Source organism: Streptomyces sp. NPDC001933 (genome assembly GCF_042890955.1).
Lineage (GTDB): Bacteria > Actinomycetota > Actinomycetes > Streptomycetales > Streptomycetaceae > Streptomyces.
This window is the reverse complement of record NZ_JBIASS010000021.1, coordinates 70483-83656: the sequence shown is the minus strand read 5'-3', so window position 1 is coordinate 83656 and position 13174 is coordinate 70483. Positions and strand designations below refer to the sequence as shown.

Annotated in this window: 12 protein-coding genes; 1 reads left to right on the top strand and 11 read right to left on the bottom strand. The window is 70.6% G+C overall.

Annotation, left to right across the window (positions count from 1 at the left end; translation table 11 throughout):
* Nucleotides 1–62 precede the first annotated feature (62 nt).
* From pyrF to pyrR, 8 genes are all read right to left on the bottom strand, one after another.
* Nucleotides 63–902 (bottom strand): orotidine-5'-phosphate decarboxylase, encoded by an 840-nt coding sequence (gene pyrF / locus ACFYY7_RS36560; RefSeq protein WP_351252357.1) that lies wholly within the window; start codon nt 900–902, stop codon nt 63–65.
* Nucleotides 899–2008: a quinone-dependent dihydroorotate dehydrogenase gene (locus tag ACFYY7_RS36555; RefSeq protein ID WP_388668042.1), complete on the bottom strand. Its 1110-nt coding sequence runs from the start codon at nt 2006–2008 to the stop codon at nt 899–901. Before ACFYY7_RS36555 ends, pyrF begins: the two co-directional genes overlap by 4 nt.
* Nucleotides 2009–2072: 64 nt before the next feature.
* Nucleotides 2073–5381: a carbamoyl-phosphate synthase large subunit gene (carB, locus tag ACFYY7_RS36550; RefSeq protein WP_388668041.1), complete on the bottom strand. Its 3309-nt coding sequence runs from the start codon at nt 5379–5381 to the stop codon at nt 2073–2075.
* The gene (carA, locus tag ACFYY7_RS36545) at nt 5374–6516 is read right to left on the bottom strand and encodes a glutamine-hydrolyzing carbamoyl-phosphate synthase small subunit (RefSeq protein ID WP_376425914.1); all 1143 of its coding nucleotides are present in this window, start codon (nt 6514–6516) and stop codon (nt 5374–5376) included. The genes carB and carA overlap by 8 nt, the downstream gene beginning before the upstream one ends.
* The gene (locus ACFYY7_RS36540) at nt 6513–7091 is read right to left on the bottom strand and encodes a hypothetical protein (protein ID WP_388668040.1); all 579 of its coding nucleotides are present in this window, start codon (nt 7089–7091) and stop codon (nt 6513–6515) included. The genes carA and ACFYY7_RS36540 overlap by 4 nt, the downstream gene beginning before the upstream one ends.
* Nucleotides 7088–8374 (bottom strand): dihydroorotase, encoded by a 1287-nt coding sequence (locus tag ACFYY7_RS36535; protein WP_356089922.1) that lies wholly within the window; start codon nt 8372–8374, stop codon nt 7088–7090. Before ACFYY7_RS36535 ends, ACFYY7_RS36540 begins: the two co-directional genes overlap by 4 nt.
* 2 nt (nt 8375–8376) lie before the next feature.
* A complete protein-coding gene (locus ACFYY7_RS36530) occupies nt 8377–9363 on the bottom strand; it encodes an aspartate carbamoyltransferase catalytic subunit (RefSeq protein WP_388668056.1) in 987 nt (328 codons plus the stop codon).
* Between the two features lie 93 nt (nt 9364–9456).
* A complete protein-coding gene (gene pyrR / locus ACFYY7_RS36525; RefSeq protein ID WP_072484539.1) occupies nt 9457–10041 on the bottom strand; it encodes a bifunctional pyr operon transcriptional regulator/uracil phosphoribosyltransferase PyrR in 585 nt (194 codons plus the stop codon).
* Between the two features lie 221 nt (nt 10042–10262).
* Between pyrR and bldD the strand changes: the two genes are divergently transcribed.
* Nucleotides 10263–10763 (top strand): transcriptional regulator BldD, encoded by a 501-nt coding sequence (gene bldD, locus ACFYY7_RS36520; protein ID WP_014044812.1) that lies wholly within the window; start codon nt 10263–10265, stop codon nt 10761–10763.
* Between the two features lie 182 nt (nt 10764–10945).
* Here the strand turns inward: bldD and nusB are convergent, their stop codons facing one another.
* The 3 genes from nusB to ACFYY7_RS36505 are packed head-to-tail and all read right to left on the bottom strand — an operon-like array spanning nt 10946 to nt 13103.
* Nucleotides 10946–11377 carry a transcription antitermination factor NusB gene (nusB, locus tag ACFYY7_RS36515; RefSeq protein ID WP_266735866.1) on the bottom strand — a complete coding sequence of 144 codons (432 nt, stop codon included), beginning with the start codon at nt 11375–11377 and terminating at the stop codon, nt 10946–10948.
* A gap of 2 nt (nt 11378–11379) precedes the next feature.
* Nucleotides 11380–11946: an elongation factor P gene (efp, locus tag ACFYY7_RS36510; protein WP_388668039.1), complete on the bottom strand. Its 567-nt coding sequence runs from the start codon at nt 11944–11946 to the stop codon at nt 11380–11382.
* 50 nt (nt 11947–11996) lie between these two features.
* Nucleotides 11997–13103 carry an aminopeptidase P family protein gene (locus ACFYY7_RS36505; protein WP_266735869.1) on the bottom strand — a complete coding sequence of 369 codons (1107 nt, stop codon included), beginning with the start codon at nt 13101–13103 and terminating at the stop codon, nt 11997–11999.
* Nucleotides 13104–13174: the final 71 nt, after the last annotated feature.

The window sequence follows — 13174 nt, the reverse complement described above, 5'->3', positions numbered from 1 at the left end:
TTCTGGCATAACAACCGAGTTTTTTGGTCAGGAAAGAGTCAACACCCGGTTACGTGGCATGGTCAGCTACCCGCCACGGCCGCCCGGATCTCGTCCGTGAGCCGCTCGGCGGCCTCCCTCAGCCCCGCCGCGTCCGGTCCCTGACTCAGCACGCCGCGGCTCACGCTGGGCACCACATTGCCCACCGAGGCGCCGAAGACGCCGGGCAGATCCGCGGGCGTCGCGCCCTGCGCCCCGATCCCGGGAGCGAGCAGCGGGCCGTTGATCGCCAGGTTCGCCCCCGCGTCCCCGAGCGTGGCTCCGACCACCGCGCCGACGGAGCCGAGCGGGGCCATCCCCTCGTTCTCGGCGGCCATGTGGTCGAGCATGAGCTGGGCCAGCGAGCGGCCGTCGGCGGCGGTGGCACGCTGCACCTCGGCGCCCTCCGGATTGGAGGTGAGGGCCAGCACGAAGACGCCCGCGCCGGAGAGGACCGCCGCGTCGAGCGCCGGACGCAGCGAGCCGAAGCCGAGGTACGGCGAGACGGTGACCGCGTCCGAGAACAGCGGCGAGTCCTTCTCCAGGTAGGTCGCCGCGTAGGCGCCCATGGTGGAGCCGATGTCGCCGCGCTTGGCGTCCATCAGCACCAGCGCGCCGGCCGCCCGCGCCTCCTGGACCGCCTTCTCCAGGACGGCGATGCCGCGCGAGCCGAAGCGCTCGAAGAACGCGGACTGCGGCTTGAGCACGGCGACCCGGTCGGCCAGTGCCTCCACGACGGTGCGCGTGAAGCGTTCGAGGCCGGCGACGTCGTCGTTCAGGCCCCAGGCGGTGAGCAGCGAGGCGTGCGGGTCGATGCCGACGCACAGCGGGCCGCGGGTGTCCATGGCGCGGCGCAGGCGCGCGCCGAAGTGTTCGGTGCTCATGCGGTGGCCTTCCTGGTCTCTGCGCCGACGGCCTCGGAGAGGGTGGCGTACGGGGAGGCGGCCAGGCGCGCGGCCAGGCCCTTGTGGATGGCGCGGGCGTAGAACGGGCCCTCGTAGATGAAGGCGCTGTAGCCCTGGACGAGCGTGGCGCCGGCCAGGATGCGCTGCCAGGCGTCCTCGGCGTTCTCGATGCCCCCGACGCCGACCAGGGTGATCCGGTCGCCCACGCGCGCGTAGAGGCGGCTCAGCACCTCCAGGGAGCGGTTCTTGAGGGGGGCGCCGGAGAGTCCGCCGGTCTCCTGGACCAGGGACGGCGAGGACTTCAGGCCGAGGCCCTGGCGGGCGATGGTGGTGTTGGTGGCGATGATGCCGTCCAGGCCCAGCTCGACCGCGAGGTCGGCGACCGCGTCGACGTCCTCGTCCGCGAGGTCCGGGGCGATCTTGACGAGCAGCGGCACCCGGCGTCCGGTGACGGTCCGGTCGGCCGCCTCGCGCACGGCGCTGAGCAGGGGCCGCAGCGCCTCGGTGGCCTGGAGGTTGCGCAGCCCCGGGGTGTTGGGCGAGGAGACGTTCACGACGAGGTAGTCGGCGTGGGCGGCGAGCCGCTCGGTGGACTTCACGTAGTCGTCGGCCGCTTCGGCCTCCGGCACGACCTTCGTCTTGCCGATGTTGACGCCGACCGTGGTCCGGAAGACCGGCCTGCGGGCGGCGAGGCGGGCGGCGACGGCGGCCGAGCCCTCGTTGTTGAAGCCCATGCGGTTGATCAGCGCGCGGTCCGCGACGAGGCGGAAGAGGCGCTTCTTGGGGTTGCCGGGCTGCGGCTCGCCGGTGACCGTACCGATCTCGATGTGGTCGAAGCCGAGCATCGACATGCCGTCGATCGCGACGGCGTTCTTGTCGAAGCCGGCGGCGAGGCCGAACGGGCCGTGCATCCGCAGGCCGAGGGCCTCGGTGCGCAGCTCCTTGTACCGGGGCGCGAGCGCGGCGGCGACGAAGGTGCGCAGCACGGGGGTCCGGGCGGCGAGGCGGATCCACCGGAAGGCCAGGTAGTGGGCCTGTTCCGGGTCCATCCGCTTGAAGACCAGCCGGAAGAAGAACTTGTACATCGGGGTGTCCTCGGTGTCCTCACGGAGAGGGGGACACCGTTTCCGGTGTCCCCCTGTCGGTCTGCTAGTCGCGGGCCGCGGTCAGATGTTCCGCGTGTTCCTGGAGGGAACTGACGCCGACGCTTCCGTGGGTGAGTGCGTCGATGCCCTGGACGGCGGCGGCGAGCGCCTGGACCGTCGTCAGGCACGGTACGGACCGGGCCACGGCCGCGGTACGGATCTCGTAGCCGTCGAGGCGGCCGCCCGTTCCGTACGGCGTGTTGACGATGAGGTCGACCTCGCCGTCGTGGATCAGCTGGACGATGGTCTTCTCGCCCTGCGGGCCCACGCCCTCGGACTGCTTGCGCACGACCTTGGCGTTGATGCCGTTGCGCTTGAGGACCTCGGCGGTGCCGGAGGTGGCGAGCAGCTCGAAGCCGTGGGCGACGAGTTCGCGCGCCGGGAAGATCATCGAGCGCTTGTCGCGGTTGGCGACGGAGATGAAGGCGCGGCCCTTGGTGGGCAGCGGGCCGTACGCGCCGGCCTGCGACTTGGCGTACGCCGTGCCGAAGACCGAGTCGATGCCCATGACCTCACCGGTGGAGCGCATCTCCGGGCCGAGGACGGTGTCGACGCCGCGGCCGTGGATGTCGCGGAAGCGCGACCACGGCATGACGGCCTCCTTGACGGAGATCGGCGCGTCGAGCGGCAGGGTGCCGCCGTCGCCGTTGGCCGGGAGCAGGCCCTCGGCGCGCAGCTCGGCGATGGTCGCGCCCAGCGAGATGCGGGCGGCGGCCTTGGCGAGCGGGACCGCGGTCGCCTTCGAGGTGAAGGGGACGGTGCGGGAGGCGCGCGGGTTGGCCTCCAGGACGTAGAGGATGTCGCCGGAGAGCGCGAACTGGATGTTGATCAGTCCGCGTACGCCGACACCCTTGGCGATGCCCTCGGTGGAGGCCCGCAGCCGCTTGATGTCGTAGCCGCCGAGCGTGATCGGGGGCAGCGCGCAGGCGGAGTCGCCGGAGTGGATGCCGGCCTCCTCGATGTGCTCCATGACGCCGCCGAGGTAGAGCTCGGTGCCGTCGTAGAGCGCGTCGACGTCGATCTCGATGGCGTCGTCGAGGAAGCGGTCGACCAGGACCGGCCGGGTGGGGCTGATCTCGGTGGACTCGGCGATGTACGAGGAGAGGCGCATCTCGTCGTACACGATCTCCATGCCGCGGCCGCCGAGCACGTAGCTGGGGCGGACGAGGACGGGGTAGCCGATCTCGTCGGCGATGGCCTTGGCCTCGTCGAAGGTGGTGGCGGTGCCGTGCTTCGGGGCGGGCAGTCCGGCCTCGGCCAGGACGCGGCCGAAGGCGCCGCGGTCCTCGGCGGCGTGGATGGCCTCCGGGGACGTGCCGACGACCGGCACGCCGTTGTCCTTGAGCGCCTGCGACAGGCCCAGCGGGGTCTGGCCGCCGAGCTGGACGATGACACCGGCGACCGGTCCGGCGAGGGTCTCCGCGTGCACGATCTCCAGCACGTCTTCCAGCGTCAGCGGCTCGAAGTACAGGCGGTCGGAGGTGTCGTAGTCGGTGGAGACGGTCTCCGGGTTGCAGTTGACCATCACGGTCTCGTAGCCCGCGTCGCTCAGCGCGAAGGAGGCGTGGACGCAGGAGTAGTCGAACTCGATGCCCTGGCCGATGCGGTTGGGGCCGGAGCCGAGGATGATCACCGCGGGCTTGGTGCGGGACGCGACCTCGTTCTCCTCGTCGTAGGAGGAGTAGAAGTACGGCGTCTTCGCGGCGAACTCGGCGGCGCAGGTGTCGACCGTCTTGTAGACCGGGCGGATGCCCAGCGCGTGCCGCACCTCGCGCACGACGTCCTCGCGCAGGCTGCGGATCTCGGCGATCTGTGCGTCGGAGAAGCCGTGCCGCTTGGCCTCGGCGAGCAGCTCGGGTCCCAGCTCGTCGGCGGCGGCGAGCTCGTCGGCGATCTCCTTGATCAGGAAGAGCTGGTCGACGAACCAGGGGTCGATCTTCGTGGCGTCGAAGACCTCTTCCTGGGTGGCGCCGGCCCTGATCGCCTGCATGACGGTGTTGATCCGGCCGTCGGTCGGGCGGACCGCCTCGGCCAGCAGCTCGGCCTTGTCGCCGGGCTCGCCGACGAAGGAGAACTGCGAGCCCTTCTTCTCCAGCGAACGGAGCGCCTTCTGGAGCGCCTCGGTGAAGTTCCGGCCGATCGCCATGGCCTCGCCCACCGACTTCATGGTGGTGGTGAGGGTGGAGTCGGCGGAGGGGAACTTCTCGAAGGCGAACCGCGGGGCCTTGACCACGACGTAGTCGAGGGTCGGCTCGAAGGAGGCCGGGGTCTTCTCGGTGATGTCGTTGGGGATCTCGTCGAGCGTGTAGCCGACGGCCAGCTTGGCGGCGATCTTGGCGATCGGGAAGCCGGTGGCCTTGGAGGCGAGCGCCGAGGAGCGGGAGACGCGCGGGTTCATCTCGATCACGATGACCCGGCCGTCGGTCGGGTCGATGGCGAACTGGATGTTGCAGCCGCCGGTGTCGACGCCGACCTCGCGGATGATCGCGATGCCGATGTCGCGCAGCCGCTGGTACTCGCGGTCGGTGAGCGTCATCGCCGGGGCGACGGTGATCGAGTCACCGGTGTGGACACCCATCGGGTCGAAGTTCTCGATGGAGCAGACGACCACGACGTTGTCGTTCTTGTCGCGCATCAGCTCCAGCTCGTACTCCTTCCAGCCGAGGATGGACTCCTCCAGCAGCACCTCGGTGGTCGGCGAGAGCGTGAGGCCCTGTCCGGCGATGCGGCGCAGCTCGTCCTCGTCGTGCGCGAAGCCGGAGCCGGCGCCGCCCATGGTGAAGGAGGGGCGGACGACGACGGGGTAGCCGCCGAGCGTCTCGACGCCCGCGAGGACGTCGTCCATGGAGTGGCAGATGACCGAGCGGGCGGACTCGCCGTAACCGATCTTCGCCTTGACGGCCTCGACGACGCCCTTGAAGAGGTCGCGGTCCTCGCCCTTGTTGATGGCCTCGACGTTGGCGCCGATGAGCTCGACGCCGTACTTCTCCAGGACACCGTTCTCGTGCATGGAGATCGCGGTGTTGAGCGCGGTCTGGCCACCCAGGGTGGGGAGCAGCACGTCGGGGCGCTCCTTGGCGATGATCTTCTCGACGAACTCGGGGGTGATCGGCTCGACGTACGTGGCGTCGGCGATCTCCGGGTCGGTCATGATCGTCGCCGGGTTGGAGTTCACCAGGATGACGCGCAGGCCCTCGGCCTTGAGTACGCGGCAGGCCTGGGTACCGGAGTAGTCGAACTCGGCGGCCTGGCCGATGACGATCGGGCCGGAGCCGATGACCAGGACGGACTGGATATCGGAGCGCTTAGGCACGCTGGCCCTCCATCAGGGAGACGAAACGGTCGAAGAGGTACGCGGCGTCGTGCGGGCCGGCGGCTGCTTCGGGGTGGTACTGGACGCTGAAGGCGGGCTGGTCGAGGAGCTGGAGCCCCTCGACGACCTGGTCGTTCAGGCAGACGTGGGAGACCTCGGCGCGGCCGAACTTCGTCTCGGACACCTTGTCGAGCGGGGCGTCGACGGCGAAGCCGTGGTTGTGCGCGGTGACCTCGACCTTGCCGGTCGTGCGGTCCTGCACGGGCTGGTTGATGCCGCGGTGGCCGTACTTCAGCTTGTAGGTGCCGAAGCCGAGGGCGCGTCCGAGGATCTGGTTGCCGAAGCAGATACCGAAGAGCGGGGTCTTCCGCTCCAGGACGCCCTGCATGACGGAGACCGGGTGGTCGGCGGTGGCCGGGTCGCCGGGGCCGTTGGAGAAGAACACGCCGTCGGGCTCGACCGCGTACACGTCCTCCAGGGTGGCGGTGGCGGGCAGCACGTGCACCTCGATGCCGCGCTCGGCCATCCGGTGCGGGGTCATGCCCTTGATGCCGAGGTCGATCGCGGCGACGGTGAACTTCTTGGTGCCGATCGCGGGGACGACGTACGTCTCCTTGGTGGCGACCTCGGCGGAGAGGTCGGCGCCGACCATCTCGGGGGCCCGCAGGACCCGGGCCAGCAGCGCGGCCTCGTCGGCGACGGCGTCACCGGAGAAGATGCCGACGCGCATGGCGCCGCGCTCGCGCAGGTGGCGGGTGAGCGCGCGGGTGTCGACACCGCTGATGCCGACGACGCCCTGGCGCTCCAGTTCCTCGTCGAGCGAGCGCTGCGAGCGCCAGTTGGAGGGGACCCGGGCGGGGTCGCGGACGACGTAGCCGGAGACCCAGATCCGTCCGGACTCGGGGTCCTCGTCGTTCACCCCGGTGTTCCCGACGTGCGGGGCGGTCATCACGACGACCTGGCGGTGGTACGAGGGGTCGGTCAGCGTCTCCTGGTAGCCGGTCATGCCGGTGGAGAAAACCGCCTCGCCGAAGGTCTCCCCCACGGCCCCGTAGGCGCGGCCGCGGAAGGCGCGGCCGTCCTCCAGGACGAGTACGGCGGGAGCTTTGGCGGCTCCCCGGGTGGAGATCGTCATCGTGCGGTGCCTTCCGTAGTTCTGGTGAGTTGGTCGATGGCCTCGACCCAGGCCGGGTGCTCGGCGGAGCGGTCGGAGCGGAATCCGGAGTCGATCAGCTTGTCGCCGTGCGCCCAGGTGATGATCAGCAGGCCGCCCTCGGGGAGGACCTTGCCGGCGATGCCCTTGTCGAGCCGGGCCCCGCGCAGGGCGGCGGCCGGCACGAAGAAGTCGGCGGCCCCGGGCCGTACGACGTCCAGGCCCTGTTCGGTCAGGGTGAGCTCGACGCGGCTGCGGGTGCCCAGGCCGTGGGCGACGATCCGGTCGAGCCACTGCCCGGCGGTGGTCGAGGCGTGGTACCGGCCGGTCAGTGTGAGCAGCTTCTCGCCGTCCGCGAACCCCTCAGGGGCGGCGGCGAGCTCCGGCAGGTCGGACTGGAGGCTGCCCCGCCACTTCCATCCCTGGCGCATCAGCCAGTAGACGAAGGCGATGAGGACGATCAGTCCGATGACCCAGCTGATCCGGGCGGACCAGTCGGTCACTTCGGCCGACTTCCGTTCGGCAGCGAGCTGGTACAGAGGGGTGAGTGATGTCACGCGAGCTTCCCGTCGACGACCGTGGCACGGCCCCGCAGGAAGGTGTGGGTGACTCGGCCCGGCAGCTCGCGCCCCTCGTACGGAGTGTTGCGGCTGCGGGAGGCGAAGCCCGCGGGGTCCACGACACCACGGTAAGCCGGATCGACCAGGGTGAGGTTGGCGGGCTCACCGGCCGAGACGGGCCGGCCGTGTCCGTCGAGCCGTCCGATGGCGGCCGGACGGAACGACATCCGGTCGGCGACGCCCGCCCAGTCGATCATTCCGGTCTCGACCATCGTCTGCTGGACGACGGAGAGCGCGGTCTCCAGGCCCACCATGCCCATGGCGGCGGCGGCCCACTCGCAGTCCTTGTCCTCGTGCGGGTGCGGAGCGTGGTCGGTGGCGACGCAGTCGATGGTGCCGTCGGCGAGCGCCTCGCGCAGGGCCATGACGTCGGCCTCGGTGCGCAGCGGCGGGTTCACCTTGTAGACCGGGTTGTAGGACCGTACGAGCTCGTCGGTGAGGAGCAGGTGGTGCGGGGTGACCTCGGCGGTGACGTTCCAGCCCTTGGACTTGGCCCAGCGGACGATCTCGACGGAGCCTGCGGTCGACAGGTGGCAGATGTGCACCCGGGAGCCGACGTGGGCGGCGAGCAGCACGTCGCGGGCGATGATCGACTCCTCGGCGACGGCGGGCCAGCCGCCGAGACCGAGTTCGGCGGAGACGACGCCCTCGTTCATCTGGGCGCCCTCGGTGAGGCGGGGCTCCTGGGCGTGCTGGGCGACGACGCCGTCGAAGGCCTTCACGTACTCCAGCGCGCGGCGCATGATCACCGCGTCGTCGACGCACTTGCCGTCGTCGGAGAAGACCTTCACCCCGGCGGCCGAGTCGTGCATGGCGCCGAGCTCGGCGAGCTTCTTGCCCTCCAGTCCGACGGTGACGGCGCCGATCGGCTGCACGTCGCAGTAGCCGGACTCCTTGCCGAGCCGCCAGACCTGCTCGACGACGCCTGCGGTGTCGGCGACCGGGAAGGTGTTGGCCATCGCGTGCACGGCGGTGAAGCCGCCGACGGCCGCGGCCTTGGTGCCGGTGAGGACGGTCTCGGAGTCCTCGCGGCCGGGCTCGCGCAGGTGGGTGTGGAGGTCGACCAGGCCGGGCAGCAGGATCAGGCCCTCGGCCTCGACGACGGTCGCGTCGCCGGCCTCGATGCCGGTGGAGACGGCGGCGATGGTCTCGCCGTCGATCAGGACGTCCTGGGGTTCGCCGCCGAGGATCTTCGCGCCGCGGATAAGGATCTTGCTCATGGTTACTTGTTCTCCTCGGTACGGGACGGGGCGGCGGGGGCGGCGGATTCGTACCCGCCCAGCAGCAGGTACAGGACGGCCATGCGGATCGAGACGCCGTTGGCGACCTGCTCGACGACCGTGCACCGGTCGGAGTCGGCGACCTCGGCGGTGATCTCCATGCCGCGCACCATCGGGCCGGGGTGCATGACGACGGCGTGCCCGGGCATCCGCGCCATGCGGTCGGCGTCCAGGCCGTAGCGGCGGGAGTACTCGCGCTCGGTCGGGAAGTACGCGGCGTTCATCCGTTCACGCTGCACACGCAGCATCATCACCGCGTCGGACTTCGGCAGCACGTCGTCGAGGCTGTAGCTGACGTCGCAGGGCCACCGCTCGACGCCGACCGGGACGAGGGTCGGCGGGGCCACCAGGGTGACGCGGGCGCCGAGCGTGGTCAGCAGGTGCACGTTGGAGCGGGCCACCCGGCTGTGCAGGATGTCGCCGACGATGGTGATCCGGCGGCCTTCGAGGTCCCGGCCGAGACCGCTGTCGGTCCCGACCAGGCGGCGACGCATCGTGAAGGCGTCCAGGAGGGCCTGGGTGGGGTGCTCGTGGGTGCCGTCACCGGCGTTGACGACGGCGCCGTCGATCCAGCCGGAGGTGGCGAGGCGGTACGGGGCGCCGGAGGCGCCGTGCCGGATGACGACGGCGTCGGCGCCCATCGCCTCCAGGGTCAGCGCGGTGTCCTTGAGCGATTCGCCCTTGGAGACGGACGAGCCCTTCGCGGAGAAGTTGATGACGTCCGCGGAGAGGCGCTTGGCGGCGGCCTCGAAGGAGATGCGGGTGCGGGTCGAGTCCTCGAAGAAGAGGTTGACGACGGTGCGGCCGCGCAGGGTGGGGAGCTTCTTGATCGGCCGGTCCGCGACCCTGGCCATCTCCTCGGCGGTGTCGAGGATCAGGACGGCGTCGTCGCGGGTGAGATCGGCGGCCGAGATGAGGTGGCGCTTCATCTGGGTGTTCTCCGGGTGGCTGGAGGGTTCAGGCATGCGGGCGTGCGGAAGCAGCGGTACGGGCTCGTGGTGCGCCGTACGGGTGTGGTGGGGCTACTGCTCGCCCGTGGGGGCGGTCCGCTCGACACCGAGCAGCACGGCGTCCCGGCCGTCCTCCTCGGCGAGCTGGACCTTGACCGTCTCCCGCAGCGACGTGGGGAGGTTCTTGCCGACGTAGTCGGCGCGGATCGGGAGTTCGCGGTGACCGCGGTCGACGAGGACCGCGAGCTGCACCGCGCGGGGCCGGCCGATGTCGCCCAGGGCGTCGAGGGCGGCGCGGATCGTGCGGCCCGAGAAGAGGACGTCGTCGACGAGGACGACCAGGCGGCCCTCGATGCCCTCGCCGGGGATGTCGGTGCGGGCCAGGGCGCGCGCCGGGCGCAGCCGCAGGTCGTCGCGGTACATGGTGATGTCGAGGGAGCCGACCGGCATCTTCCCGCCAGTGATCTCTTCGAGCTTCTCGGCGAGCCGGCGGGCGAGGAAGACGCCTCGCGTCGGGATGCCGAGGAGCACCACGTCGTCGGCGCCCTTGGCGCGTTCGACGATCTCGTGGGCGATCCGGGTCAGTACCCGGGCGATGTCGGGAGCCTCGAGAACGGGGCGTGCCGCATTGCCGGTGGCTTCGTGCTGTGCGTCCATAAGAAACGGACCTCCTTCTCCGTCTCACGGGACGGACCTTAAAGGACGTCGAAATTGCGTCATCCACGTTACCAGGGCTTGCACCGGCTCCCGCTCCCGCCCCCGGGAGATGCCGGTCCGGACCATTCGGCTTGACGCATCCAAGTAACGCTGCGTAACCTCACAGTGAGTTACCAGCAACGCGGCGGAGCCGCGAAATGTCCCAGCGTCCGGGGAGCCTTATGTCCAGCGAATACGCAAAACAGCTCGGGGCCAAACTCCGTGCCATCCGCACCCAGCAGGGCCTCTCCCTCCATGGCGTGGAGGAGAAGTCCCAGGGCCGCTGGAAGGCCGTCGTGGTCGGCTCGTACGAGCGCGGCGACCGCGCCGTGACCGTACAGCGCCTCGCTGAGCTCGCGGACTTCTACGGGGTCCCGGTCCAGGAGCTCCTGCCCGGTACGACGCCCGGCGGTGCCGCCGAGCCGCCGCCGAAGCTCGTCCTGGACCTGGAGCGCCTCGCCCACGTCCCGCCGGAGAAGGCCGGTCCGCTGCAGCGCTACGCGGCGACGATCCAGAGCCAGCGCGGTGACTACAACGGCAAGGTGCTCTCGATCCGCCAGGACGACCTGCGCACACTGGCCGTGATCTACGACCAGTCGCCGTCCGTGCTCACGGAGCAGCTGATCAGCTGGGGCGTGCTGGACGCGGACGCGCGTCGCGCCGTGGCCCACGAAGAGGGCTGACGGCCCCCTGAAGAAACGTACCGCCGTGTCGGTGCGGTTCACCCCATCGGGTGCCCGCGCCGGCACGGCTTTTTCGTGTGCGCCGGGCCGTGCGCGGCGGTTCGTGTGTGACGGGCCCACGCACGCCGAAGGGCCCACGGTCGAGCGACCGTGGGCCCTTCGTTGGCTGAACGCCGCCGGAGCTACTGCTCCCGGCGGAGGTTCGGCTTGAGGTCCTTGAAGCGGGCCAGCAGCCCGTTCACGAAGGACGGGGAGTCGTCGGTGGAGAACTCCTTGGCGAGCTGGACCGCCTCGTCGATCACCACCGCGTCCGGGGTGCCGTCCTCCCAGATCAGCTCGTAGGCGCCGAGCCGCAGGATGTTCCGGTCGACGACCGGCATGCGGTCGATCTCCCAGTCCACCGCGTAGGTCACGATGAGGTCGTCGATCCGGTCCGCGTACTGCGCGTACCCCTCGACGAGCTCCATCGTGTACTCGGTGACCGGCGGCTGACGGTTGTCGGCCCGCGAGTGCCGCACCCAGTCCGCGAGGACCGTCTGCACGGACTCGCCGCGCTGGTCGGCCTCGAAGAGGATCTGGAAGGCGCGCTTGCGGGCCTTGTTCCGGGCAGCCACGGTTAGCTGTTCACCCGGCCGAGGTAGTCGCTGGAGCGGGTGTCGACCTTGATCTTCTCACCGGTGGTGATGAAGAGCGGGACCTGGATCTGGTAACCGGTCTCCAGGGTGGCGGGCTTGGTGCCACCGGTGGAGCGGTCGCCCTGGACGCCCGGCTCGGTCTCCTGGATGACCAGCTCGACGGCGGCCGGCAGCTCGACGAAGAGCACCTCGCCCTCGTGCTGCGCGACGGTGGCCGTGAAGCCCTCGATGAGGAAGTTGGCGGCGTCACCGACGGCCTTGCGGTCGACCATGAGCTGGTCGTAGGTCTCCATGTCCATGAAGACGAAGTACTCGCCGTCCATGTAGGAGAACTGCATGTCCCGCTTGTCGACGGTGGCCGTCTCGACCTTCACGCCGGCGTTGAAGGTCTTGTCGACGACCTTCCCGGAGAGCACGTTCTTGAGCTTGGTGCGCACGAAGGCCGGGCCCTTGCCGGGCTTGACGTGCTGGAACTCGACGACGGACCAGAGCTGGCCTCCGTCGAGCTTGAGCACCATGCCGTTCTTGAGGTCGTTCGTGGAAGCCACGGTTGCGGAATCTCCTGGACTGAAGCTGGTGGAACGACCGAGGATGCGCGCTAGAGCGCGAGCAGCTCCTTGGTCGTAATGGTGAGTAGCTCGGGTCCGCCGTCCGCCTCGGGGCGCACGACGAGCGTGTCATCGATCCGGACCCCGCCCCGGCCCGGGAGGTGGACCCCCGGTTCGACGGTGACCGGCACACAAGCGTCCAGTTTACCCATGGCCGCAGGTGCCAACTGCGGGTCCTCGTCGATTTCGAGTCCCACCCCGTGCCCGGTCCAGGGTGCCAGACCCCCGCCGTGCCCCGCCGAGTCCAGGACATAGCGGGCCGCGCGGTCCACGTCGCGGTAGGCGGCGCCCGGTACGAGAGCCTCGCGCCCGGCCCGCTGAGCGGCGAAAACCAGGTCGTAGAGCTCGATCTGCCAGTCGGCGGGCGTCGTCCCGATGACGAACGTGCGGCCGATCTCGCAGCGGTAGCCGCGATAGTTCGCGCCGAGGCAGACGGAGAGGAAATCTCCTTCCTCCACCCGCCGGTCCGAGGGGCGGTGGCGGCCCTGGCCCGAGTTCGGGCCGGTGGCGACGGAAGTGGCGAAGGCGGGGCCGTCGGCGCCGTGGTCCACCAGGCGGCGCTCCAGCTCCAGGGCGAGATGCCGTTCGGTGCGGCCCACCAGGATGGATTCGAGGAGTTCGCCCAGGGCCTGGTCGGTGATCTCGGCGGCGATCCGCAGACAGGCGATCTCCTCCTCGTCCTTGACCACCCGCAGCTGCTCGACGGTGGCCCCGAGATCGGCCAGCCTCAGCCGCGGGGCGACCGAGCCCATGGCCCGGTGGCGGGCGACCGTCAGATGGTGCTCCTCGACGGCGAGCGACTCCGCGCCCGAGGAACCGGCCAGATCGGCGGCCGCGACCACCGGATCGCCGTCGGAGGGAGGCAGCAGGGAGACCCGCAGCTGATCGTCGGTGCGCCCGTCGGCCGGGTCGCCGCCCGGGGCCCGGGGCGAGACCAGGACGTCCCCGGCGGGTCCGAGCAGCAGCACGGCGCCCGGCGGCGCACCGCCCGCGAGATAGCGGACGTTGGCGGGGCGGGAGACCAGGGCGGCCGCGGATCCGACGGCGGCGCACCGGTCGCGAAGCAGCCCGCGGCGGACGGCGTACACCTCTGACATGTCACGAGCCTACGAGCGGTGGCGCGGGCCTGCTCGGTCAGCGCACCCGACCGGGGGGGGCGGCCGGGCAC